The 23,755-nt window shown below is 69.4% G+C and carries 17 protein-coding genes; 12 read left to right on the top strand and 5 right to left on the bottom strand.

Annotated features, from left to right (window positions below):
- Window positions 1-115: 115 nt before the first annotated feature.
- Window positions 116-2,119, top strand: coding sequence for a response regulator (locus HUA74_RS25315; protein ID WP_174456610.1), 2,004 nt, complete (start codon window positions 116-118; stop codon window positions 2,117-2,119).
- Between the two features lie 15 nt (window positions 2,120-2,134).
- Here the strand turns inward: HUA74_RS25315 and HUA74_RS25310 are convergent, their stop codons facing one another.
- A complete protein-coding gene (locus HUA74_RS25310) occupies window positions 2,135-3,655 on the bottom strand; it encodes an Hsp70 family protein (protein ID WP_141644778.1) in 1,521 nt (506 codons plus the stop codon).
- Between the two features lie 337 nt (window positions 3,656-3,992).
- On the opposite strand from HUA74_RS25310, the gene HUA74_RS25305 reads away from it, so the two are divergent.
- The 6 genes from HUA74_RS25305 to HUA74_RS25280 all read left to right on the top strand — a co-directional run bounded on the left by HUA74_RS25305 (window position 3,993) and on the right by HUA74_RS25280 (window position 12,413).
- A complete protein-coding gene (locus HUA74_RS25305) occupies window positions 3,993-6,239 on the top strand; it encodes a PrkA family serine protein kinase (RefSeq protein ID WP_141644777.1) in 2,247 nt (748 codons plus the stop codon).
- A 124-nt stretch (window positions 6,240-6,363) separates the two neighbouring features.
- The gene (locus HUA74_RS25300) at window positions 6,364-7,236 is read left to right on the top strand and encodes a serine protease (protein WP_141644776.1); all 873 of its coding nucleotides are present in this window, start codon (window positions 6,364-6,366) and stop codon (window positions 7,234-7,236) included.
- Window positions 7,237-7,299: 63 nt separating this feature from the next.
- The gene (locus HUA74_RS25295) at window positions 7,300-7,752 is read left to right on the top strand and encodes a cytidine/deoxycytidylate deaminase family protein (protein ID WP_141644775.1); all 453 of its coding nucleotides are present in this window, start codon (window positions 7,300-7,302) and stop codon (window positions 7,750-7,752) included.
- A 259-nt stretch (window positions 7,753-8,011) separates the two neighbouring features.
- Window positions 8,012-8,632 carry a sensor histidine kinase gene (locus HUA74_RS25290; RefSeq protein WP_371746092.1) on the top strand — a complete coding sequence of 207 codons (621 nt, stop codon included), beginning with the start codon at window positions 8,012-8,014 and terminating at the stop codon, window positions 8,630-8,632.
- Window positions 8,633-8,710: 78 nt separating this feature from the next.
- The gene (nla6, locus tag HUA74_RS25285; RefSeq protein ID WP_141644773.1) at window positions 8,711-10,156 is read left to right on the top strand and encodes an enhancer binding protein Nla6; all 1,446 of its coding nucleotides are present in this window, start codon (window positions 8,711-8,713) and stop codon (window positions 10,154-10,156) included.
- A 289-nt stretch (window positions 10,157-10,445) separates the two neighbouring features.
- Entirely contained in the window at window positions 10,446-12,413 is a 1,968-nt protein-coding gene (locus HUA74_RS25280) for an ArsA family ATPase (protein ID WP_174456608.1), read from the top strand.
- 200 nt (window positions 12,414-12,613) lie between these two features.
- Here HUA74_RS25280 and HUA74_RS25275 read toward each other — a convergent pair whose 3' ends face one another.
- The gene (locus HUA74_RS25275) at window positions 12,614-13,309 is read right to left on the bottom strand and encodes a tetratricopeptide repeat protein (RefSeq protein WP_174456607.1); all 696 of its coding nucleotides are present in this window, start codon (window positions 13,307-13,309) and stop codon (window positions 12,614-12,616) included.
- Window positions 13,310-13,410: 101 nt separating this feature from the next.
- Between HUA74_RS25275 and HUA74_RS25270 the strand changes: the two genes are divergently transcribed.
- The 3 genes from HUA74_RS25270 to cmk are packed head-to-tail and all read left to right on the top strand — an operon-like array spanning window position 13,411 to window position 16,186.
- The gene (locus tag HUA74_RS25270) at window positions 13,411-14,379 is read left to right on the top strand and encodes an acetyl-CoA carboxylase carboxyltransferase subunit alpha (protein ID WP_141648761.1); all 969 of its coding nucleotides are present in this window, start codon (window positions 13,411-13,413) and stop codon (window positions 14,377-14,379) included.
- Between the two features lie 26 nt (window positions 14,380-14,405).
- Entirely contained in the window at window positions 14,406-15,497 is a 1,092-nt protein-coding gene (hisC, locus tag HUA74_RS25265; protein ID WP_174456606.1) for a histidinol-phosphate transaminase, read from the top strand.
- On the top strand, window positions 15,494-16,186 hold the full coding sequence (gene cmk / locus HUA74_RS25260) for a (d)CMP kinase (protein WP_141648763.1): 693 nt from the start codon (window positions 15,494-15,496) through the stop codon (window positions 16,184-16,186). The genes hisC and cmk overlap by 4 nt, the downstream gene beginning before the upstream one ends.
- A gap of 32 nt (window positions 16,187-16,218) precedes the next feature.
- Here the strand turns inward: cmk and HUA74_RS25255 are convergent, their stop codons facing one another.
- Complete coding sequence (locus tag HUA74_RS25255; protein WP_174456605.1) at window positions 16,219-18,357, bottom strand: transglycosylase SLT domain-containing protein; 2,139 nt, start codon at window positions 18,355-18,357, stop codon at window positions 16,219-16,221.
- A gap of 354 nt (window positions 18,358-18,711) precedes the next feature.
- On the opposite strand from HUA74_RS25255, the gene HUA74_RS25250 reads away from it, so the two are divergent.
- Complete coding sequence (locus tag HUA74_RS25250; RefSeq protein WP_141648765.1) at window positions 18,712-18,945, top strand: hypothetical protein; 234 nt, start codon at window positions 18,712-18,714, stop codon at window positions 18,943-18,945.
- A 77-nt stretch (window positions 18,946-19,022) separates the two neighbouring features.
- On the opposite strand, the gene HUA74_RS25245 is transcribed toward HUA74_RS25250, so the two are convergent.
- Complete coding sequence (locus HUA74_RS25245; protein ID WP_174456604.1) at window positions 19,023-20,648, bottom strand: CAP domain-containing protein; 1,626 nt, start codon at window positions 20,646-20,648, stop codon at window positions 19,023-19,025.
- Window positions 20,645-20,944, bottom strand: coding sequence for a DciA family protein (locus HUA74_RS25240; RefSeq protein WP_141648767.1), 300 nt, complete (start codon window positions 20,942-20,944; stop codon window positions 20,645-20,647). The genes HUA74_RS25245 and HUA74_RS25240 overlap by 4 nt, the downstream gene beginning before the upstream one ends.
- A 182-nt stretch (window positions 20,945-21,126) precedes the next feature.
- On the opposite strand from HUA74_RS25240, the gene HUA74_RS25235 reads away from it, so the two are divergent.
- On the top strand, window positions 21,127-23,730 hold the full coding sequence (locus HUA74_RS25235; RefSeq protein WP_174456603.1) for a carboxypeptidase regulatory-like domain-containing protein: 2,604 nt from the start codon (window positions 21,127-21,129) through the stop codon (window positions 23,728-23,730).
- Window positions 23,731-23,755: the final 25 nt, after the last annotated feature.

Raw genomic sequence — 23,755 nt, 5'->3', positions numbered from 1 at the left:
TCGCACGAGGTGGCCCGTCCGCTTGGGTAGGGAGGGACCGGGATGGGGTACCGGGTGTGGACCCCATGTGCCATCATCCCGCCGCTCGGGGCGAACAAACATGAACGAACACGACATGTCTCAGCCACGCGTCATCGGCGGGCGATACGTCCTGGAGCGGGTGCTCGGGGGCGGTGGAATGGGCACCGTGTGGGTGGCGAGGGATCCCAAGCTCCAGCGCCTGGTCGCCCTCAAGCTGATGGCGAGCCACTGCGCGCCCACCCCCCACGCGCTGCGCCAGTTCGAATGGGAAGCCCAGGCCATCGCCCGCTTCCAGAGTCCACACGTCATCCAGGTCCATGACTGCGACCTCTCCGGTGACGAGCCCTACATCGTCATGGAGCTGCTGGAAGGCGAGGACCTGGAGGCGCTGCTCAACCGGCGCGGAAGGCTGTCGCTCGCCATGGTGGAGCGGCTGCTCACGCAGGCCTCCCGCGCGCTCACCGCCGCGCACGCCGCGGGCGTCATCCACCGGGACCTCAAGCCCGCCAACCTCTTCCTCTCGCGCAGCACGGCGGGAGAGCTGGTGAAGGTGCTCGACTTCGGGCTCGCCCTGTTGACGCAGGGAGGCGACGCGCAGCCTCATCCGGACGAGGAGATGGCGGGCACGCCGCGCTACATGAGCCCCGAGCAACTGCGCGGCCTGTCGCCCCGGTTGGACCACCGCTGTGACTTGTGGGCCCTGGCCGTGGTGGCCTACCGCGCGCTCACCGGTCAGCACCCGTTCCCCCTGGAATCGCTGCGGCAGTTGCGGCTGGGCAACGTGCCTCCGGCCCCCGTGCCGCCGTCCACGCTGGTGCCCGGGCTGGGCACGGAGGTCGACGCCTTCTTCGCGCGCGCGCTCGACGTGGAGCCCTCGCGGCGCTACCAGTCCGCGCACGAGCTGTCCTCGGACTTCATCGCGCGGGTGGAGGCGGGGCGTCCGTCACGGCCAGCGAAGGTGCTGGTGGTGGACGACGAGCCGGACGTCGCGGTGCTGATGGAGCAGAGCTTCCGCAAGCAGATCCGCCGCTCCGTGTACCAGTTCCTCTTCGCGTCGGACGGCGAGGAGGCGCTGGAGGAGCTGCGCCAGAATCCCGACACCGAAGTGGTGCTCTGCGACATCAACATGCCGAGGATGGACGGGCTCACCTTCCTGTCCCGCGTGGGCGAGGTCAGCTCTCTGACTCGGGTGGTCATCGTCTCCGCGTACGGAGACATGAGCAACCTGCGCACGGCGATGAACCGGGGGGCCTTCGACTTCATCACCAAGCCCATCGACTTCCCGGACATGGAGGCGACGCTCATCAAGACGCTCAAGCATGTGCGCGAGCTGCGCCGCACGGTGCGATACACGGAGGAGAACGGCCTTTTGCGCATGTTCGTCCCCGGCGGCGTGCTGGAGCGGATTCCTCCGATGTTGCAGGGCACGGAGGACATGTCGGGCGAGTGGGTGGAGGGCACCGTCGTCTTCATCGACGTGGATGGCTTCACACCCGTGCTCAGCCAGCAGGCGCCCCCGGAGTCGCTGCGCCGGCTCAACGCCAACTTCGAGGCCATTGTCCCGGAAATCCTCGCGCGCGGTGGCACGGTGGACAAGTTCGTGGGGGACGCGGTGATGGCCGTGTTCCGAGGGCCAGGGCACGTGGACCAGGCGCTGGAGGCGTGTCTGTCCATCCGCCGTCAACTGGAGACCCTGGCCACTCGCGGCGGCGCGCATGCGCCCTACGCGCATGGTGTCTGCATGGGGCTGGACTCGGGAGACCTCGTCGCCGGGAGCATCGGCGCGAAGGCGTCCGGGCGGCTCGACTACACGGTGCTGGGCGAGGTGGTGAACACCGCCTCGAAGCTCGCGGGCCTGGCCCGGCGAGGGCAGGTGCTCCTCAGCGACAGGACGCGTGAGCGCGCCCGGGAGTCCTTCGTCTACGCGCCGCAGGGAGAGCAGGTGCTGCACGGCGCGACGACGTCACTCACCGTCTTCGAGCTCTTGCGCGGCGAGGGGCCCCGGGACGTGACGCCCGAGGACTCCACGCCGTTCGTCGTGTCGGAGAAGCGTGAGGAGACGCGCGAGCAGGGACTGGCGGCGCTGCCGTCCCGGTAGGGGACGGCGGAGCGCTCAGCTCTGCGTCACTCGCACGGTGGTGTTCATCTCCCGGCCGGTGGCCGGGTCCCTGGCGCGCATGGTGAGGATGCCTTCGATGTTCACATCGAAGGTGATTTCCACCTGCACGCCGCCGGCGCGGGCCTGCTGGATGCCGGAGAAGGTGAACTCGCCGAGCATGTCATTGCGCACCACCATCTCGTGGTCGCCCTGGAAGATGCGCATGGCCAGCTCGGTCTGGTTGTCCATGCTGGTGGTGGCCAGCAGCTGCTTGGCGTTGGGAATGGGCGCGTTGCGCGGGAAGACGACGTGGAAGGCGCCGCCGGCCTTCTCCAGGCCAATGGCCATGGGAATCACGTCGAGCAGCTGGATGCGCAGGTTGGTGTCGTCCTGGAGCGAGTGCGCGTAGAGCGCCGCGCCAATGGCGACGGCCTCGTCCGGGTGTACGCCCTTGCTGGGCGGCTTGCCGAAGAACTTGGTCAGCCGGTCCTGGACGACGGGCATGCGCGTCTGCCCACCCACCAGCATGACCTCGTCGATGTCCTTGGTGGACAGCCCCGAATCCACCAGCACCCGCGCCACCATCTGCAGCGTGCGGTCCACGAGGTGGTTGGTGAGCTGCTCCAGCATCTTCCGGGTGAACTTCATCTCGATGTTCAGGGGCTGGCCCTGGGACGTCATCGTGATGAAGGGGATGTTGAACGGCACCTCGTCGCGCGCGGACAGGTCGATCTTGGTGCGCTCGGCCAGGTCCTTGATGCGCTGCATCGCCACCGGGTCTGTGGCCAGGTCGATGCCCGTCTTGGCCGCGAAGTCCTTCAGGACGTGGTGGATGATGGCGTTGTCGAAGTCGATGCCGCCCAGGAAGACGTCGCCGCCGGTGGCCTTCACCTCGAAGACGCGGTCCCGGATTTCGATGATGGAGACGTCGAAGGTGCCGCCGCCCAGGTCGTAGATGACGACCTTCTGCTTCAGGCCCTTGCCCACGCCGTACGCGAGCGCCGCCGCGGTGGGCTCGTTGATGATGCGCACGACGTCCAGGTCGATGAGCTTGCCGGCGTCCTTCACCGACTGGCGCTGCCTGTCATTGAAGTACGCGGGGACCGTCACCACCGCCCGCTTGATGGGCATTTTCAGGTAGTTGGACGCGACCTCTCGAATCTTCCCGAGGATCTTCGCGCTGACTTCCTGGAGGGTGAACTCCTTCTTGCCCACATCCAGCGTGACTTCGTTCTTCTTGCCGGGGCGCAGGTTGTACGCCACGACCTTCTTCATCGTCTCCACGACGTCGCTGCCGAACGTGCGCCCCACCAATCGCTTGGCACCGTAGACGGTGTTGCGCGGGTTGAGCTGCCACTGGCGCTTGGCCTCGTAGCCGATGAGCTCGTTCCCCTTGTCGTCAATCGCGAAGATGGAGGGGATGGTGTACTCACCGCCCTTGTAGGGGATGAGCTTCACGTTCCCGCTCTCCTCGACGATCGCCGCGCACGAGTTCGTCGTGCCGAGGTCGATGCCGATGATGGGCTCCTTGTGCATCGTGTTTGGACTCCGGGTGGGCACCGAAGAGAAGGTCCGGACCGTATCTCACCCCCGGCCCCCACGCGAGTATGCTTACACCCAGCGCGCCCGCTCGCCTCCGGTCGGCTCCTGGCAAAACCCTGGAACCCCGCACGATGTCGGGCGAAAAGTCCAACCCGGCCACTCTCTTCCCTGGAGGGCAACCGGCTGCCCGAGCCCGTGGGCTGGACGACATGACGGCAAAGGGGCCTGGACTTCCAGCAGGCCGGGCGGAAAGGTCTTGGGGAGGCCAACGGAGGCTGCGGAGCGCCGGGCCCCTGACTAGAGAGAACTGACCCGTACGAGGAGAGCCACCGTGGACGCGAAGGGTTATCTGCAGGAAGTGGGCACGCAGGTGAACGCCGACTTCGTCAAGAACCGTTCGATCCTGTCCTTCGAGGAGTACCTGTCGCTCTTCATCAACGATCCGCGCGCCCAGGCGCGGAACGCGGCGCAGTACCTCCGGGACGTGATGGACCACTTCGGCACGGAGACGGTGCCGCATCCGACGGGGACGATTCGCCGCTTCAAGGTCTTCAACACGGAGGGCAGCGGGCGGGACGGCCGGGTGGCGGGGCAGGAGGAGGTGCAGAACGCCATCTACCGGGTGCTCGGCAACTTCGTGCGCGCCGGCCGCATCAACAAGCTCATCTTCCTGCACGGCCCCAACGGCAGCGCGAAGTCCACGCTGGTCAACGCGCTCAAGGCTGGCATGGAGACGTACTCCTGGCTGCCGCAGGGGGCGCTCTACCGCATCGCCTGGGTGTTCCCCTCGGAGAAGCTCATCAAGGGCTCCATCGGCTTCGGGGAGCGCACGGACGGCAACGGGGAGCTGACGACCTTCGCGCATCTGGACGCGGAGAACATCGACCTGCGCATGCCGTGCGAGCTGCGGGATCATCCGATGTTCGCCATGCCACCGGGTGAGCGGCGCAAGGTGTTGGAGACGGCCCTGAAGAAGAAGGGGCTGGGCACCGGGGACGGGGAGTCGGGGGACTACATCCTGTCCGACTACGTGCGGGACGGAGAGCTGTGCTCCAAGTGCCGCCGCATCTACACGGCGCTGCTCAACTCGTACAACGGCGACTGGCTGAAGGTGATGCGCCACGTCCAGGTGGAGCGCTTCTACGTGTCGCGCCGCTACCAGGTGGCCACGGTGACGGTGGAGCCGCAGATGAGCGTGGACGCCGTCGTCCAGCAGATCACCGCGGACCGCACCCAGCTCAACGTGCCCGCGCCGCTGCACAGCACCGTCCTGTTCGAGCCACACGGGCCGCTCGTCCACGCCAACCGGGGCCTCATCGAGTACGCGGACCTGCTCAAGCGCCCGCTGGAGGCGTTCAAGTACCTGCTGGGGTTCAGCGAGACGAGCGAGGTGCCGCTGGAGCCGTTCGTGCTCCAGCTGGACGAGGTGCTCATCGCGTCGTCCAACGAGAAACACCTGGGCGCCTTCAAGGAGCTGCCGGACTTCGCGTCGTTCAAGGGGCGCATCGAGCTGGTGCGCGTGCCCTACCTGCGCCGCTACCGCACCGAGCAGCAGATCTACGACGCGCAGGTGTCCGCGACGACGGTGGGCAAACACGTGGCGCCCCACGCGACGGAGCTGGCCGCGATGTGGGCCGTGCTCACGCGCCTGAAGAAGCCCATTCCGGACCGCTATCCCAGTGACGTGAAGGAGCTCATCGACCACGTCACGCCGGTGGAGAAGCTGCACCTGTACGAGGAGGGCGCGCCGCCGGACCGGCTCAGCCTGGCCAACACCAAGGAGCTGAGGAAGCTGCGCGAGGAGCTGTTCACCGAGTCGGACGCGTACCCCAACTACGAGGGGCGCGTGGGCGCGAGCGCGCGCGAAATCAAGACGGCGCTGTTCAACGCCGCGCAGAACCCCGACTACAAGTGCCTCAACGGACTGGCGGTGCTCGAGGAGTTGGAGGCCATCTGCAAGGACAAGAGCGTCTACGAGTTCCTGCTCCAGGAAGTGGTGGACGGCTACCACGACCATGAGGAGTTCGTGCGCGTGGCGGAGGCGGAGTACCTGGACCGCGTGGACACCGAGGTGCGCGAGTCCATGGGCCTGGTCTCCGAGGGCCAGTATCGCGAGCTGGTGGAGCGCTACATCCAGGGCGTCAGCCACTGGGTGCGCGGCGAGAAGATGCGCAACCGCATCACCGGCGAGATGGAGAAGCCCGACGAGCAGCGCATGCAGGAGGTGGAAGCCATCGTCATGCCGCGCGGAGAAGAGGTCTCCGAGTTCCGCCGCGGGCTCATCTCCTCCATCGGCGCGCACCGGCTGGACAATCCAGACCTGGCGATGGACTACCCGCGCATCTTCCCGGACATGTTCAAGCGCCTGAGGGACCACTACTTCGAAGAGCGCAAGCGGGTGCTGCGCAAGAACAAGGAGAACGTCCTCAAGTACCTCTCCGAGGACCGAAACCAGCTGTCGACGCGCGAGCAGACGCAGGTGCAGGGCACGCTGAAGACGATGGCGGAGCGCTACGGCTACTGCGAGTACTGCGCGAAGGACGCCATCCTGTTCCTGATGAAGAAGCGCTACGCCTGAGGCCGGGCGGGCAGGCGACCGGCCCCTGCAGGGCGCCTGCTTTCCAATGAGGATGGGGCGTGGGGAAGATGGGCGTCGCAAGCGAGTTCGCAGTCTCAGCGCCGTCCTTCATCCCGGAGAGTCGATGACCCGCTTCCTCCTGGGCGCCCCCGTCGCCCTGCTCGCCCTCGCATCGTGTGCCGGTGCGCCCGCGTCTCCCGCCAGCGCTCCCGTGCCACAGGCGCCGCCGGAGGTGGTGCGGGTATCCACGCCGGAGCCGTCGAGGCCGACGCGCAAGGAGATGGTGCGCCGCATCCTCCCTCACAACGTGCGCCTGCAAATCACGGAGGCGGACAAGGTGAGGCGCACGGCCTCCGGCGTGGTGGTGGGCTCCGAGCGGAGCGCGGAGGGCGTGGTCGCGTGGGTCATCACCAATGCGCACGCGGTGGTGATGGACGACCTGAAGGCCCCCACGCTGAACGTGCTGGTGGACCGCCGCGCGGATGTGGAGTCGCACGTGGGCCAGGTGGTGGCGACCGGACAGGTGCCGGACCTGGACCTGGCGCTCGTGAAGGTGCCGGGGCTGGCGTTGCCCGCGGTGGAGTTGGCGGACGAGGCGGAGCTGGAGTTGGGCGAGGACGTCGTCGTGGCGGCGTCGCCCTATGGCCGCGCGCTGTCGCTGTCCGGCGGCATGTTGTCCCAGGTGGAGTGGGACCGGGAGTCCCGGCGTCCGAGGATGGTGAAGACGGACGCGCCCATCGGCTACGGCGCGTCGGGCGGCGGCATCTTCAGCCTGGAGTCGGGCCGGCTGCTGGCCATCGTGGAGGGCTACCGCACGGCGCAGGTGGACTTCGCGGTGCGTGAGGAGAGCTACAGCTTCGACGTGCCCATGCCCGGCGAGACGTTCGCCGCGCCCAGCACCAAGGTGCGACAGTTCCTGCAGGCCAAGGGCTTCGGGCGCTTGTTGGAACGCAGCCTGCCTGGCGAGGGAGGCGTCGCTCACGCCGCCGGGCGCTGAGCCGCCTTTTTGTCGACAGCCGTCCGCTGCGCGCTACATCTGCTCGGGCCAGGAGGCGAGCGGATGTCGGGACGTGTTTCGTGGGATCAGTACTTCATGGACATCGCCAAGCAGGTGGCGACGCGGGCCACGTGTGATCGCAAGCACGTGGGGGCCGTCATCGTCCGTGGACGAACCATCCTGTCCACCGGCTACAACGGCTCCATCCGCGGCCTGCCGCACTGTGACGACGTGGGCCACATGATGGAGAACGGACACTGCGTGGCGACAGTGCACGCGGAGGCGAACGCCATCATCCAGTCCGCCACCAACGGCGTAGCCATTGACGGAGCGACCATCTACACGACCGCCAGCCCCTGCTGGCCGTGCTTCAAGCTGATCGCCAACGCGGGCCTCGTCCGCATCGTCTTCGGCGAGTTCTATCGGGATCCTCGCATCTTCGAGGTGGCCTCCCAGCTCAAGCTGGAGCTCGTTGGCCTGGGTGAGGCCGCGCGCCCTCCCGCGTCCTCGACCTGAAGCGCCTGCTGGAACCCTTCGGGAAGCGTCATCCGGACAACACTCCGGAGCCTGTCCAAGCCATTGACTCCACTCGGGAATTTGCCGTTTCCGGCAAGAATTACCGACCCAGGGTTGACGTTGTGGAACAGGCTCCCTAACTCTTGCCGGCGGTGGGGTGGCGGCGGGAGAGGGAGACGAAAAACCCGAGGAGTTTCCGTTGGTTAGCTCGACGGCTGTGTCCAGTAGCGTGGTGCGTGTCCAGGAAGCGACGGATCCCGTGGTGGGCGCTGCCCGCTATGGCGCCGTGCAGACGCTGATGGACAGCCTGCTGCACGACGTCCGCAACCCGCTCAATGCGATGGCCATCCACCTGGAGGTGCTGTCGGAGAAGCTGAAGGCGGAGACCGGGCAGGTGCCGCCGTCGCAGGAGAAGAACCTCAAGGCGCTGCGCGAGCAGATCCAGCGCGTGGACGGAATCCTGCGGCAGTTCTCCGACTTCATCGTGACCCGGGGCGGCACGGCGGGCGAAGTGGACCTGTCGGACGCGACGACGCGGGCGCTGGGCGTGGTGGCTCACGAGGGACGCAAGCGCCGGGCCACGGTGCAGGTGGCGGTGGAGGCGGGCGTGCTGGTCCGCCTGGCGGACACCTCGGAGCTGGGCTTCTTCGTCATCCAGGCGTTGCTGCGGGGCTTCCGGCGGGCCGAAGGCGGGGGCTCGGTGCGCGTCACGGTGCGAGGGGAAGGCTCGGTGGCGGTGCTGGAGGTGGAGGACACCGGGGGCGACAGCGCTCCGGAGCACGCGGACGTGGTGGCGGCCCTGGGGCTGCGCTGTGCCCAACTGGGAGTGGACCTCCACGTCCGAGGTGGTTCCTGCCGGCTCATCTTTCCTCGCGCTTGAGGGCTGTACCGGGCGCCAGGCTTCTCCTTCAGAGTCATCCCCCATTCGCGTCACGACGCAGTACCGGAGGTCTTCATCTTGGGTAGCGCACGAATCCTGGCCGTGGACGACGAACGCGACACGTGCGAGGCGCTGGCGGAAATGCTCAGCACCTGGGGGCACAAGGTCGAGACGGCCTTCGACGGGCACGATGCCCTGCGCAAGGCCGGAGAGTTTCGACCGGACGTCGTCCTGTCGGACCTGGCGATGCCGGAGACCGACGGACTGTGGCTGCTGCGCAACCTCAAGGAAGAGCTGCCGGACTGTCCGGTGGTGTTCCTCACGGGCCGCGGCACCATCGACGCGGCGGTGGAGGCCATCCGCGAGGGTGCGTATGACTTCATCGTCAAGCCGCTGGACACCGCGCGCCTCAAGGTCTGCATCGACCGCGCGCTGGAGAAGAAGGAGACGATGCGCGAGGTGCAGACGCTGCGCCGTCGCCTCAAGCAACTGGGCTCTTCCGACCTGATCGCCCAGTCCGCGGGCATGCGCAAGGTCATCGAGCTGGTGGAGAAGGTGGCCCCGTCCAAGGCCAGCGTGTCCATCAGCGGCGAGTCCGGCACGGGCAAGGAGGTGGTGGCGCGCGCCGTCCACAACCTGTCCCTGCGCCGCGACAAGCCCTTCATCGCCATCAACTGCGCGTCCATCCCCGCCACGCTGATCGAATCGGAGATCTTCGGCCACGAGCGCGGCGCCTTCACCGGCGCGGATCAGCGCCGTCCGGGCGTGTTCGAGCTGGCCCACGGCGGCACGCTGTTCCTGGACGAATTGGGAGAGATTCCCATCGACCTGCAGGCCAAGCTGCTCCGCGTGCTGGAAGAGAGCCGCCTGCGCCGGCTGGGTGGCAAGGTGGAACTCGAGGTGGACGTGCGCGTGTTGTGCGCCACCAACCGCGACCTGAAGCAGGAGATCAAGAACGGGCGGTTCCGCGAGGACCTCTACTTCCGGCTCAACGTGTTCCAGATCCACCTGCCGCCCCTGCGCGAGCGCCGCGAGGACGTGCCCATCCTGGTCCAGCACTTCGTGGACAAGTTCCGAGGGGATTCAGCCAAGCGCGTGTCCGGGGTGCACCCGGAGGCCATGGAGGTGCTCAAGAACTACGAGTGGCCGGGCAACATCCGCGAGCTGCGCAACGCGGTGGAGCGCGCGGTGATCCTCTGCGACGGGGAGCTGATCACCCGGGAGCACCTGCCGCCGGACATGGCGGGCAAGGGCCCGGAACGACACACGTTCCGGCTGCCTTTTGGCCTGAGCCTGGACGCGGTGGAGCGCGAGTACATCCTGGGAAGCCTCCAGCGCAATGGCAACAACAAGGCGCGCACGGCGGAGGTGCTCGGGGTGAGCGAGAAGACGCTCTACAACAAGCTCAATCGCTATGCGGCGGAGGCGCGCACTCAGCAAGGCGGGCCCTCGCGTGACAACGGGCCGCTGGGCGGACAGGGAGGCGATGGCCCCCTGAGCGCCCACAACCTGGTCGCTCGCTGACCTGACGGGTAGGAAATCCCCTCCGGATTCCGCGCTGTTGGAGCGGCTCGGAGGGGCGGTCAAGAAGGCCTTGGCAGGAGGTGCCGAGAGGGGCCGACCCTCCGCGAAACCCCGCGTCAATTCTTGACTTTTGACCTCTGGACAAGGGATTCTGTGGTCGACTCCCACCCACAGGGATGGCCCGGCCGTACAGGTCGACGCACCGGGCAAACTCCGACGCCTTCTTCTCGGCAAATCAGGAGTGTGCATCAGAGTGCCGCCGGGGGGGCACAAGGAAGGCCACAACGCAATGAGCGACGCGCGAGTTCTTCACTTCTTCGGCGGCAAGGGCGGGGTCGGTAAGACCACGCTCGCGGCGGCGTACGCGTTGCGGTTGTCGGAGGAGGTCCCGAAGGAGCGGGTGCTGCTCGTTTCGCTGGATCCGGTGCGCTCCCTGTCGGATCTGCTGAAGAAGAAGCTGACCGCGAAGCCCTCGAAGCTGGTGGCGGGCAAGGGTGAGGGTGGCGTCTGGGGCCTGGAGCTGGAGCCGGCCGCGCTGCTCAAGCCGTTCCTGGCGGACTACCTGCCCGCGCTGAAGAAGGCCGCTGGCAAGGGCACCCACTTCTCCGAGGAGGAGCTGGGCTCGCTGTATCAGCAGGCCGTCCCCGGGCTGGAGGAGCTGGTCGGGCTCTTCCACGTGGTGTCGCTGCTGGAGGGTGAGGATTTCGACCGGGTGGTCGTGGACTGCTCGCCCACGAGCCACACGCTGCGCCTGTTCGACCTGCCGGTGGGGCTGCGCAAGTTCCTGGGCCTGGTGAAGGCGGGCGGCGACAAGCCGGCGCCGTCCACGGGCAAGGGCAAGAAGGCGGAGGCCGCCGCGGCGGAGCCGACCTACCTGGAAGCGCTGGGGCAGAAGGCGGAGAAGCTGCTGGGGCTCTTGAAGGACCCCGCGCGGACCGCCTTCCACCTGGTGGCGCTGGCCGAGCCGGTTCCCGAGGCGCAGACGCGCATGCTCTTCACCCAGCTGCGCGAGCGCGGGCTGCCGGTGACGGAGATCGTCGTCAACCAGGTGGAGGACCGCGAGGGGTGTCCCGCGTGTCAGGGCCGCCGGGGTCTGCAGGCGCCGCACGTGCGCAAGTTCCAGGCGCTGGACAAGGCCGTGCCGGTCCACCTGCTGGGTCGTCGTGAAGTGGCGCCGCGCGGGCTGGACGGCGTGGGCCTGCTCGCGAAGGCGTGGGCGGGTGGCAAGGAGACGAAGGCGCTGGAGTTCGCCGCCGCGGAGGGCCCTCCGGCCCTGGTGCGCGCGCCGTCCATGCCGCCCATCGCCGCGCCGCCGCTGCCGCCCACGCGGCTCATCTTCTTCGTGGGGCAGGGCGGAGTGGGCAAGAGCTCCTGCGCCGCCGCCGCCGCAGTGACGCTGACGGAGAAGGAGGGGCCGGTGCTCCTCATCTCCACGGATCCGGCGCACTCGCTGTCGGACGTGCTCCAGAGCCGGCTGACGGACACCGAGACGCAGGTGAAGGGCACCAAGGGCCTGTACGCGCGCGAGCTGGACATGGCGGGTTGGTTCAACGCCCTGCGCAAGCGGCTCAAGGAGAAGGCGGAGAAGGCCTTCGAGGGCGCGCCCAAGGCGGGCAACGACGTCCCCGCGGATCTGCTCTACCTGCGCAACCTGCTGGAGTCCGCGCCCCCGGGCATCGACGAGCTGGCGGCGATGAGCGTGCTCACCGACGCGCTGGTGCAGGAGCGCTTCAAGCGCATCGTCGTGGACTCGTCGCCGGTGGTGAACTCCGTGCGCGTGGTGGAGCTGGCGGAGACGGCGAAGACGTGGCTGGGCGCGCTGCACGCCGTGCTCAACAAGCACCGGGCCAAGGGCCTGGGCGAGCTGGCGGACGACATCGCGGGGATGATCAAACACGCGAAGCGCTTCGAGGAGGCGCTGGCGTCTCCCACGGAGGCGCGCTTCGTCGTCGTCACCCGCGGCGAGGAGCTGGCCGCGTCCCGCACCGAGCGCGTGGTGGAGTACCTGAAGGAGAGGAAGCTCCCGGTGGAGCGCATCCTCGTCAACCGCGTGGGCCCCAAGTCCACCTGCGAGAAGTGCGAGAACCGCCGCAAGCTGGAGCTGAACGCGGCGAAGGCCATCGAGAAGAAGCTGGGCCTGCCCGTCACCATGGCACCGGCGCTCGGTCGGCACCCGGCCGGGCTGCGCGAGCTGAAGGCGTTCCGGACGGCGTGGTACGCGCTGTCTCCTCCGGCCGCGAAGATCAAGGCCGCCTGAAGCAGCGAGGTGGGGGCCCCGCCATTGTGCTGGTGGCCTCCCACCTGAAACGCCCGCCGAGGCCCGTTCCCGTCCGCCCCCGCTGAGCACCTTGGCGTCCTCTCACGTGAGGACCAAGCGCTCTTCTCGTGGGGCTTCTGTATGCGTGCGAGCCCCGTCATCCCAAGTGGTGGCTGGTCAGCACTCGGACGCGGGACGTCTCAGGCGTCGCACTCCGAGGGCGCGTCGGTGAACGTTCCGAGTTCGGGGAAGGTGAGTGCTCCTGCCTCCGTCAGCGTGCCCGTGCGGGGTGCCTGTCCCTTGAGGCGCAGCTCCACCTGACGGCCGGTCACCGAATACGTCCCGGACACCTCGCTTCGCTGGGGCTTGCCCTCCGCGTCCACGGAGCGGGTCCAAAGGACGGCCCTGCCCCGGGTGAGGAAGCGCAATCCCCGGGTGCTGCCCAGGACGCCGACGCCCGGGCCGTACCAGGCCACGGTGCGCAGCAGGAAGGGCACGTCCGCCTCGCGCTCCGGGACTCGGCCCAGCAGCCGCTGCCAGCCCAGCGTGTCGCGAATGCCGTCCAGGTCGGCGTCCTGGCGGGCGCGGGCCAGTCGCCGGGCGTCCAGCCTCACCGCCTGGGAGAGGTGCTCGACGATGACGTCCCGGTGGGCGCCGTACTCGCACACGCGGCCCTGCTTGCGCAGGACGCCCAGCGTGGCGGCGGCGTTGTAGCGGGGCAGGGCGTACGCCGGGTCTTCCTTGGCGGCGGCCTGGAACTTCTCCAGGGCCTCCGGGTAGCGGCCGGCCCGGTACAGGCGGAAGCCCTCGGTGTTGAGGCCCTTCGCGGAGGGGGGCGCCGGGGTGGCAGGGGGGGCGGTCAGCGCCAGGACGAGCAGCGGCAGGGCCAGAAACATGTCGCTCCGAATGGGACGCAGGTGTCCGGCAGCGTGACACGGTGCGGTGCGTAACCGCTTGCGCGTTGAAAGGTGCCTTACCCTGGTGCTAGTTCCGCGCCATGGCAACCGGCATCAGTTACGCGCTCGACTTCGAGCGCCCGCTCATCGAGCTGGAGAAGAAGATCGATGAGCTCAAGGCGTTGTCCACGGGTGGTTCCGCGGACTTCACCTCGGAGATTTCCAAGCTCGAGAAGAAGGCGAAGAAGCTCCAGACGGAGATCTTCAGTGACTTGACGCGGTGGCAGGTGGTGCAGATGTCCCGCCACCCCGCGCGCCCCTACTTCCTGGACTACATCCGCCTGCTGTTCACCGACTTCGTGGAGCTGTGCGGAGACCGGCACTTCGGCGAGGACCCGTCGATTGTCGGAGGCTTCGCCCGTTTCGACGGCAAGCCGGTGATGGTGATGGGGCACCAGAAGGGCCGCAACACCAAGGAGAACATGGCGCGCAACTTCGGCATGCCGCGCCCGGAGGGCTACCGCAAGGCCCGCCGGCTGATGGAGCTGGCGGAGCGCTTCGAGAAGCCCATCCTCACCTTCGTGGACACGCCGGGCGCCTACCCGGGCATCGGCGCGGAGGAGCGCGGCCAGGCGGAGGCCATCGCCGTCAACCTGGAGGTAATGAGCGGGCTGCGCGTGCCCATCATCTCCACGGTGGTGGGTGAGGGCGGCTCGGGTGGCGCGCTCGCCATTGGCGTGGGCAACCGCGTGCTGATGTTCCAGAACAGCGTCTATTCCGTCATCTCGCCGGAGGGCTGCGCCTCCATCCTCTTCCGCGACGCCAGCAAGGCGGACAAGGCGGCGGATGCGATGAAGCTCACCGCGGGCGACCTGCTCCAGATGAAGATCATCGACGAGGTGGTGCCCGAGCCCGCCGGTGGCGCGCATCGAGACCCCGCGAAGGCGGCCGAGGCGCTCGGCAAGGTGCTGCGCAAGCACCTGGGCCAGCTCGCCGAGCTGTCACCCGACGGTCTGGTCAAGGACCGCTACGCGAAGTTCCGCGCGCTCGGCGTGTTCACCGGTCGCTGAGGCACATCTCCAGGGCCTCTACCTCCATGCGACCTCTCGTTCCTCCCCATGTCGAAACGCTCAAGCCGTACGTGCCGGGCAAGCCCATCGAGGAGACCGAGCGCGAGTTCGGCCTGACCGGTGTCATCAAGCTCGCCTCCAACGAGAACCCGCTGGGGCCCTCCCCGCGCGCGCTCGAGGCCATGCGGCTGGCGTCAACCCAGGTGCATCTGTATCCGGATGCCACGTCGTTCCACCTGGTGCGCCGGCTGGCCGCGTCCCTGGGCGTGCAGCCGCAGGAAGTGGTGCTGGGCAGCGGCTCCAACGAGCTCATCGAGCTGCTCATCCGCACCTTCACCACGCCGGAGGACGAAATCCTCCTGTGCAGGAACTCCTTCTCCGCGTACCGCATCTCCGCGCAGGCCCACGGGCGGCCCTTCGTGGAGGTGCCCATGCGCGAGGGCTACCAGTACGACTTGGAGGCCATGGCGCGCGCGGTGACGCCGCGCACGCGGCTCATCTTCCTGGCCAATCCGGACAACCCCACGGGCACCGCGTTCGGCCGGAAGGAGCTGGAGACCTTCCTCGCGGCCGTCCCGCCCGAGGTGCTGATTGCCTACGACGAGGCCTACTTCGAGTTCGTCGACTGGCCCGACTACGTCAGCGGCGTGGAGTTGTTCCGGCGTCACCCGAACGTCGTGGCGCTGCGCACCTTCAGCAAGATTCACGGGCTGGCGGGCATCCGCCTGGGCTACGGCGTCATGGACGCGAAGCTCGCCATGTATCTGCAGCGCACGCGCATGCCCTTCAACCTGACGGTGGTGGCGCAGGCGGCGGGCCTCGCGGCGCTGGAAGACACCGAGCATGTGCGGCGCACGCGGGAGAACAACCGCGCGGGCCTGCGCTACTTCGAGGCGGAGCTGCCCCAACTGGGAATCACCCTCACGAAGAGCCACGCGAACTTCGTGTTCGCGGACTTCCGCCGCTCCTCCACCGAGCTGTACGAGCTGCTCCTGCGCAAGGGCGTCATCGTCCGGCCCTTCGCGGGCGGGGGTTTTCCCACCTGTCTTCGCATCTCCGTGGGGACGGCCTCGGAGAACGAGCGGTGCGTGCGCGCACTGAAAGAGGTGCTCTCGTGAGCCCACGCTGCTTCATTGTCGCCATCGACGGGCCGGCCGGTGCTGGCAAGTCCACGGTGTCCAAGCTGCTGGCGCGCCGGCTCGGCTTCTCCCTCGTCGACACGGGCGCCATCTACCGCTGCGTGGCGCTGATGGCGACGGACGAGCGCATCCCCTACGACGACGACGCGCGCCTGGGGGAGCTGCTGGGCCGCGTGCACATCCACTTCCAGGTGGTGGGCGAGGAGAACCGCGTCTTCCTCGGCGGCAAGGACGTGTCGGGCGACATCCGCTCGCCCGAAATCTCCATGGCCGCGTCGCAGGTGTCCGGGCGCCCTGTCGTCCGCGCTGGGCTGCTCCAGCTCCAGCGTCGCCTGGCCCTGGAGTCGAGCAAGGGCTCCATCCTGGAAGGCCGCGACATCGGCACGGTGGTGTTCCCGGACGCGGACGCGAAGTTCTTCCTGGAGGCCAACCCCGAGGTGCGCGCCCGCCGCCGCTTCGAGGAGCTGTTCCAGAAGGGCGTGGAGAGCAGCCTCGACGACGTGCTCGCGGACCAGACGAAGCGCGACAAGGATGACTCCGCGCGCGCGGTGGCTCCGCTGAAGGCCGCGGAGGACGCCATCCGCGTGGACTCCAGCAGCCTGCCGCTGTCGGAGGTGGTGCACTCCATGGAGGCGGAGATCCTCCGCCGCATGGCGGCACGCGGGTAGGGCGCACCTGCGCTCCACCCGTCCGGGCCGGCTCAGAAGGTGACGCCCTCCTTGGAGGGCGCCGGCACCACCAGCGACAGCCGGGGCTGCACGCCCTGGGCGTCGTAGAAGGCGTGGTAGAGGAACAGGTCCGCCACCACCTGCTTGACGTAGCCGCGCGTCTCCCGGAAGGGGATGGACTCCACGAAGAGGTCCAGCGGCAGGTCGCCGCGCTCCTGGGCCCACTTCGCCGCGGCGCTCGGTCCCGCGTTGTATGCGGCGGCGGCGAGCACCGGATGTGAGAAGCGCTCCATCAACCGTGACAGGTACCAGGCCCCGTAGCGGATGTTGCGCTCGGGCGAGAAGAGGTCCGCGGGCGCCGGGTCTGGCTCCGCGAGCTTCCGGGCAATCTCCGTCGCCGTCTTGGGGATGATCTGCATCAGCCCGCGCGCGTCCGCCGCGCTCATGACCTCCGGCTTGAAGGCGCTCTCCCGCCGCATGATGGCCCACACCAGGAACGGGTCCACCTTGTGCGCCGTCGCCGCCTGCTCCACCGCGTTCGAGAAGGCGCGAGGGTAGAAGGCCGCGAGCGCATCCGGCTCGCGAGAGCCGAAGGCCCGGCCCCACAGGTGTCGCGCCGCCACCGTGTGCGCATGGCCGAACTCACCCAGGCCGATCAACGCGTGCGCGAAGGGCAGGGCCTGGTCCGCGGAGCGCAGGCGCGCCACATGCGACTCCACCTCTTCGGCCGCGTCCCGGAACAGGCCTGTGCGCGTCAGCTCCACCGCCAGCCCCAGCTCGGGAGGGCGAGGCAGCTCCAGCGACAGCGGAGGACGCGGGAAGCTCGCCGGCGCCACCCGTCCCAACTCCTTGAGCCGCTCCGAGGCCAGCAGCGCGTAGAACGACGCCGGCGCCACGGTGATGAGACGCTCGTACTCCGGGCCGACCTCCGCCGCGGCCGCTCCGCCGAGCTCGCGGCTGCGCGCCATCCAGTAGCGCGCCTGGGGGGCCAGGCTGCTCCTCGGGAAGGTCGCCACCAGCGACTCCAGCGACGCGCGCGCCTTCGCGTAGTCCGCCAGTCGCAGGTACGCGAGAGACCGGAACCACAGGCCCTCGTCCCGACGCCGCGAGCGCGCGTAGCGCTCCCCATGCGCGGTGAAGGACTTCGCGGCCTCGGCGAAGCGCCCCGCCTGCAGGTCGAGCCAGCCCGCGAAGAAGGCGCCTTCCTCGCCCGCCGACTGCGAGGCGTACTTCTGGTCCAACGCCGCCATCAGCGCCCGGGCCTTCTCGTTGTCGTCCGCGCGCAGGGCCCGCCGCGCCACGAGCAGCTCCGCGTCGGCCGCGACACTCGCGGGCCCCTTCTCCGCGACGGCGAGCGCCTGCCGCGCGTCCTCGTCGCGGCCCAGCGCGAACAGGGCCCTGGCTCGCAGCAGCGACACCTTCGCCGTCTGCTCCTTCGAGAGCTTGTCGCCCTTCAGCGCCTCCAGCTCCTCCAGCGCGCGCTGGGACGCGCCACCGCTGAGGAATCCCTCGGTGCGCTGCGCGCGCTCCGCGAAGCCCAGGCGCACCCCGGGACGGCGGACCTCGGTGAGCCACTTCACCGCGTCATCGGCGTACGGGTGCGCGGGAAAGCGCAGCGCCACCGTCATCAAATCCGCCTGCTGCCCCGCGCGATTGCCCGACGCGCCTCGCGCCTGGGCCCGTTGGAAGAGCAGCTCCGGGGACGGCGTCGCCTTCACCGCCGCCTCCAGCACGCCCACCGCCTGCTTCGCCTTGCCCGCCTTCAGGAGCGATTCGCCCAGCCGTGACCGGGCCCGCGTCACCAGGTCCAGGGGCGCTCCCGGGGCCTCCAGCACCCGCGCGAAGTCCAGCGCGGCCCCCGCGGCATCCCCCACGTAGAAGCGCGCCTGGCCCAGATAGAAGGCCCGGTAGGGCTCCAGCAAGGCAGGGGCGGGGCCGGCCGCCAGCATGTCGCGCGCCTCGGCCGCTCGCCCGTCGGACAGGGCCAGTGTGCCCGCCAGCAAGGCGAGCCTCCCCGCGTCCGGACACTGCTTCGCCACGCAGGCAGCCCACTCGCTCTGGGCCCGAGAGGTCGCGTCGGTCTGATGAAGCCGCACGGCCTCCAGGGTTGTCGGGGATTGTCCCAGGGAAACCCCCAGTGCCCACCCCGCGACCGTCCCCATCCAGCTCATGTGTTCTCCCTTTCAGCACGCGGCTTTGCGGCCTGCCAACGAGACGCGTCCCTCAATCATTCCCCCTCTCACACGAGGGGGGTGGTTTGACAGCCGGCCCGACAAGTCCTAAATCCGCGCGCCATCGGGCCGGTTCGAAATGTCCTCAACCCGTCGTCATTCGCTGAAAGCGTTCAGGCGATTACGTGCTCTTGGGTCATTGAAGTCGGCCCGTTGCGTCACCCGGGGTGCATCACTACTTTGCGCGGCCGTTGCACGCTACCCCGGTCCGTCGTCGTCCAGGCGGGACCTGTCGTCCGGTAACACTGCTCGTTCACAGCGCTCGGGGGGGAAACAGCACAGAGGGAGGGCTCCATGAAGCCGTGTCCAGCCGATCTGCCGCAAACCATCAATCCCGAGGCCGGGCCGAAGCGTGCCGGTGTCGAGACGCATCGCAACCTGAATTGCCACCAGTATGACAACTGCCTGGACGAAGCGGTCCGGCGAGGGTGGCAGTCCTTCACATGCATGAAGTGCCCGATGTATCAGCACGCCGCGCCGCCGCAGATGGGCCTCGAGGCTTACGCCACCCAGCGCCGTCCCGTCTGATTCGGAGTCGCTTCACCGTGTGAGGGGAGGCCCCGTTATGGAGAGGGGCGCCCCACACGGGCCGCGCCCGCCGCGCCTCACTGGACCGCGGCGTAGATGACGGCGACCCAGTATTGCTTCGCGCCAAAGCGCTTCGAATCGCCCCGCACCACGCCCACGCCCACCCGGTTGTTGGTGGCTTCGGTGACGCTGCGGGACTCGGGGAGCGCGGCCGGGTCAGAGACCACGAAGAAGTCCACCGATGCGGTCCCCGCGTCGGGGAGCACCCGGAACACCCGTTCGTGCAAGGGCGCCTCGCCAGGCTGGGCCGCGGGCTGGTCCAACTCCAGCGCATGTCGGGCATGTGCCACCGCCAGTGACTCCAGCGCCTGACTCCGGGCCAGGGGCGGCAGCTTCTTCGCGGCGCGCCACCGCGCCAGGGCGTCATACGCATCCTGCTGGGGATTCTGCGGGTCCGCCGAGGCGGGCGACGCGGCGGTGAAGACCTCCGTGACGGTGGCCTCGCTGCGACCGCCTGCCACTGTTCGCAGGACGACGCCCACCCCCATGAAGCGGAACCCGGGATCCAACAGGTTCCGGCGGTGACCCGGGCTGTGCTCGATGCCGAAGTGCGCCGCGAGCGGCCCGGCGGCCTGCCCCAGGTTCTCTCCGGCCCGTCCGTAGCGCGAGCCCGGGGGAAGTCGACGGGTGAGGGTGCTCCCATCCGGCGCGATGTGCGCGAAGAAGCCCTCTGTCGTCATGCGCGTGCTGTACCCCTGGGCCACGCGCTCCAGCACCGGGTCCGGCATCAGCTCCACCAGCCCATGGGCCCGGCGCAGGGCGTTGATGCGCTCATGCAGCGCGCTCCGCGCGCCTTCCTCCGTGGTGGGCTCCACGTTGTTCTCGCGCTCGCCGCGCAGACGGACTTCCCCAATCTGCGTGAGGAACAGGGACGTGACTTCCGGGCCCGCGTCGCCCTGCGCGACCACCTCCACCGTGTAGGTGCCGGGCTTGAGGAAATCCAGGCGCGTGCAGAAGTCGGAGCCCTCCGTTCCTCGCCGCGTGAGGGGGACGATGACCACTTCGCCGTCGGGTCGCGTGACGTAGATCTCCGGCGCATGGAGCGGCGGATTGAGCCTTCCGCAGAGTGTCTGCACCGCGCGCTCGCCGGGCATGACGCGGGGGAACGGCTTCAGCTCCGCCTTGCGGTCCGACACCAACGTCACCAGGGCGGCGCGCTTGTCCACCAGGGCCACGCCCACGCCGAAGTGGGTGGCTCGATCCGAGTTGAGGTCGGTCCGGGCGCGCAGCGACTCGAGCGCATGCGCATGGGCCCACGCGCGGATGACGAGCGCCCGGGGTGCGGGATCCGCCGCGCCCGCGTCGCTGACGGCCTCCGTGAGCGTGAAGAGGTCGGGCGCACCCGTGAAGACGCCGCTGAGCGCATCGTGGGCCAGTCGCCTCGCGGCCACGCTCAGCGCGCTGTCCTCCGTGGGCGCGCGACGTCCCACGCGCTCGAACTCCCGCACCACATGCTGGGCGGCCTGCCGCTCCATCGACTCCGCCGGCGTCAGCGGGGCCTTGCGCTCGGGCGGTGGGGTGCGCGGCGCCAGGGGCACTGACGGCGCCGTCGCGGCCCTGGAGGGCGTGGCGGGCCTCGTTGCTCCCGTCGTGGGCCCGGGCGCGGCGGCCAGGAGCGCCGTCAGCGCGAGCACGGCGATCATCGGGTGTCCCACCGGAAGGTGAGCGCCTTCACCGTGCCGGGGCCCAGTCGTTCATTGAGCTGCGCGCACAGCGAGGGCGCCTCGGCCTCCAGGGTGCGGGCCCACTCGGCGCTCGTGACGATGACGACGAGGGTGCCACCCTCCAGCGCACGGGGGGAGCTATGGCGGGCAATGTGTGCTCCCACCACCGCGCCCCACACGGGCGCGAGGGCATGGCCCCGGCCTGACTCACCCGCGAGGCGCGCCAGGACACGGGGTAGGAGACTTTCCAGGGACTTGGGCTCGCCACGGGCCATCGCGCACGATGATGATTCGTGAGAACCTGAAAGCCAACCACCTGTTGCGTGACGTGGGCGAAGAGCGGGCGGCCGGGTCCGACGGTGTCCAGCGAGGGGGCTTCAGGGCCCTCCGCGCCGTCGCGCGATGGGCGTCGTGCCTGTATGGTCTTGGGCGTTCCGCCCCCCGGGAGCCGCACCGTATGAGTCCCTCGCCTCGTCCCCTGCTGCTGACAGCCCTCGTGTGCGCCCTGGGGACGCTGGCCGGCTGTGGGATGAACGCCGACGAAATCCCCGGCATCCCCGGCGACAACAAGCCGCTGCCGGGTCCCTGCGCGGTGGACGAGGACTGCCCGAACCCGTCCCTCTTCATCTGCAACACGGCGCTGTCCCGCTGTGAGCCCGCCTGTCGGACCCGCGAGGACTGTGAGGAGGGCAAGCGCCAGCAATATGCGCTGCCCATGTGTGACAACCCGCTGGGCTGTCAGTGCGACATGAACCGGTGCGTGGTGGGCCTGTGCGCCGCGGACGCGGATTGCGGCGTGGACGAGGTCTGCCGGGACGGGGCCTGCGGGGCGCCTCCTGCCCCGGCGCTCGCGGCCTCGTGCCAGGTGACGCCGGAGGTCGTCGTGGGCAGCCCCGAGTTGTCCGTCGTCTTCGGGGTGTGGGTGAAGGATGCGTCGGGGCGGCCCATGGTGCCGCGTGATGGCGCGACGTGGTCGTCACTCTCGCCGATGGCGACGGGCGGGGGCACGGGCGTCCGGGCTGCTTTCACGTTGCGGGTGCCCGGCGCGGAGCAGGACGTGGTGGAGGCGCGCGTCGGCTCGGCCATCTGCCGCGCCCGCGTCATGGTGCTCAGCCCCGACGTGCCGGACGGAGGGGTGCGCGTGCTGGTGTTTGACGAGCTGACGGGACGCCCGTTGCCGCTGGCCTCCGTGGCCGTGTCGGAGGTGGGCGGGAAGATGTTGTCGGTGGGGCTGACGGGGCTCGATGGCGTCGCGTGGGTGCCCGCCTCGGGCACCGTGGGCCTGTCCGCCTTCCACCCGGACTTCGGCTACCTGACGCTGGCCCGCCACGACGTGGACGACCACCGCGATGTCCGGATGGCGCTGCGGCGCAACCCGCAGGATTTCTCCGGAGGCGTGCGGGTCGACTTCGTCGAGCCGCGTGCTGTGGGCGTCCCTGCTCCCATGCTGCGGTTGGGAATGACGGGCCTGTCGGTGCCGGGGCTCTTCTCCGAGCTGGCATCGGGGACGTTGCTGGGCTTCGAGCGCGAGGTGGAAGTGAGCGCGGGCGGCACGCGGCGACTGCCCCTGCCGTCGGGCACTGCGCTCTGGTTGGAAGGGGGCACGCCGCCTCCGGCCTCCGCGCCCGGGGTGGCGGGTATCTGCGATGGCGCGCTGGCGGGCGTGTTGAATCCCGAGGAGGCCATCCTGTCCGGTACCTGTGGCACCCGCGCGGCCTGGGGGCTGACGGGGAGCGTGCCGGTGGCGGAGCTGCCGCTCAATGCGCTGGAGCCCGGAGCCGACCCGCTGCTGATGCTGGGGCGCCTGCTCCCCCTGTCTCCGCGCTTCTATTCGTCCGTGGCGCGCGATGCCGCCTTCCGCCTGGTCCCCACGCCGGGCCTCTCCACGGGAGTGCCAAGGCCAGACACCGTGGCGTATTCCGAGAGCGTGTCCCTGGCCTTCGAGGGCGTGCGCCTGGCGTTTCCCTTTGCCGTGCGCGTCCCGGAGCTTCCTCGCTACCGGGGGACCTATCTGGACCGGGCCTATGTGGTGAGCACCGTGGTGGCGCCGGGGCGAGGGCTGGTTCCCCTGGGGCTCGGAGCCGCAGCCAACGTCGCGCCCGCGGATCCGAACACGGACGCGGATGTGCGGGTGGGCCGGTCCGGCGTGGTGGCCCTGCGCATGGCCCCCGCGCACCATGGCCTGGAGGGGCAGCCCTACCGACTCCTGGTGGGAGCGACCTCCCGAGCGGCCCTCGACGATGCCTCCGCGGGCACGGCGACCGGCTTCGTGGTGGCGGATCTGCCGGGATTGACCTTCGACCCCCTGGGCGAGCACCCCGTCGAGCCCACCGCCGACTTCCTCCCGATTCCCGAGGACGCTCGCTACAACTTCGACGGCGCCGAAGCCCACGGACTCCAGGGACGAGAGCTGCGCGCCGACGTCGACGAGCCCGCCACCCTGGTCCGCGTCGTCTTCACGGACCGCCTCGGGCGACGTTGGACGGTCCTGGCCTCACCCGACGAGCTGGAGGAAGGCATCCGTGTCCCTCGACCTCCCGCGGGGCTCGAGGACCGGACCTACTTCGGCGACCACCTGGGCTCGCGGGCGCTCCTGCGAGTGGAGGTGCTCCAGGTCACCGGGCGTGATGCTCGTGACACCCTGGGGCCCTCGCGGCTGGTGGCGGCGGGCGGTCCGGGCCTGGACCACGTGGGGGACCTGACTCGCGCGGCGTCGTCGCTGGACGTGGGGCGCCCGGAAGTCACCTGGCTCTATCCGGAGCTGGAGGGACAGCGGCTGAGCCGGGGAAGCGCCGTCCGTGTCCGAGTCACCGGTTTTCGCCCGGGCGCGAGCGCCGGAGCCGACGGCCGCGTGCGTGTCATGGTACGGGGGGGCGGGAAGGGCTGCGAGGAGGTCCTCGTGAGCGACTCCGCCGCCTCACCCGCGACGGGGGAAGTACAGCTCCAGCTCCCGGCCAGTTGCTCCGGGATAGGGGTGTCGCTCATCGCCTCGCTGGAGGACACGGAGGGCGCGCTGCTGCGTCCACCTGTCTTCACGTCGAGGGGCGTGGATATCCCCTAGGGGGGATGAAGGAAGACGTCGTTGG

The sequence above is a fragment of the Myxococcus sp. CA051A genome (assembly GCF_013336705.1).
Classification (GTDB): Bacteria; Myxococcota; Myxococcia; order Myxococcales; family Myxococcaceae; genus Myxococcus; species Myxococcus llanfairpwllgwyngyllgogerychwyrndrobwllllantysiliogogogochensis.
This window is presented reverse-complemented; position numbering and strand designations above follow the sequence as displayed.

Bases quoted from the DNA above. Each gene is read 5' to 3' on its own strand.
- HUA74_RS25310 (WP_141644778.1), bottom strand. From the start codon at position 3,655: ATGCACAAGGAGCCCATCATCGGCATCGACCTCGGCACGACGAACTCG.
- HUA74_RS25315 (WP_174456610.1), top strand. From the start codon at position 116: ATGTCTCAGCCACGCGTCATCGGCGGGCGATACGTCCTGGAGCGGGTG.
- hisC (WP_174456606.1), top strand. From the start codon at position 14,406: ATGCGACCTCTCGTTCCTCCCCATGTCGAAACGCTCAAGCCGTACGTG.
- HUA74_RS25275 (WP_174456607.1), bottom strand. From the start codon at position 13,309: ATGTTTCTGGCCCTGCCGCTGCTCGTCCTGGCGCTGACCGCCCCCCCT.
- HUA74_RS25280 (WP_174456608.1), top strand. From the start codon at position 10,446: ATGAGCGACGCGCGAGTTCTTCACTTCTTCGGCGGCAAGGGCGGGGTC.
- HUA74_RS25255 (WP_174456605.1), bottom strand. From the start codon at position 18,357: ATGAGCTGGATGGGGACGGTCGCGGGGTGGGCACTGGGGGTTTCCCTG.
- HUA74_RS25300 (WP_141644776.1), top strand. From the start codon at position 6,364: ATGACCCGCTTCCTCCTGGGCGCCCCCGTCGCCCTGCTCGCCCTCGCA.
- HUA74_RS25250 (WP_141648765.1), top strand. From the start codon at position 18,712: ATGAAGCCGTGTCCAGCCGATCTGCCGCAAACCATCAATCCCGAGGCC.
- HUA74_RS25235 (WP_174456603.1), top strand. From the start codon at position 21,127: ATGAGTCCCTCGCCTCGTCCCCTGCTGCTGACAGCCCTCGTGTGCGCC.
- HUA74_RS25295 (WP_141644775.1), top strand. From the start codon at position 7,300: ATGTCGGGACGTGTTTCGTGGGATCAGTACTTCATGGACATCGCCAAG.
- HUA74_RS25245 (WP_174456604.1), bottom strand. From the start codon at position 20,648: ATGATCGCCGTGCTCGCGCTGACGGCGCTCCTGGCCGCCGCGCCCGGG.
- HUA74_RS25240 (WP_141648767.1), bottom strand. From the start codon at position 20,944: ATGGCCCGTGGCGAGCCCAAGTCCCTGGAAAGTCTCCTACCCCGTGTC.
- HUA74_RS25270 (WP_141648761.1), top strand. From the start codon at position 13,411: ATGGCAACCGGCATCAGTTACGCGCTCGACTTCGAGCGCCCGCTCATC.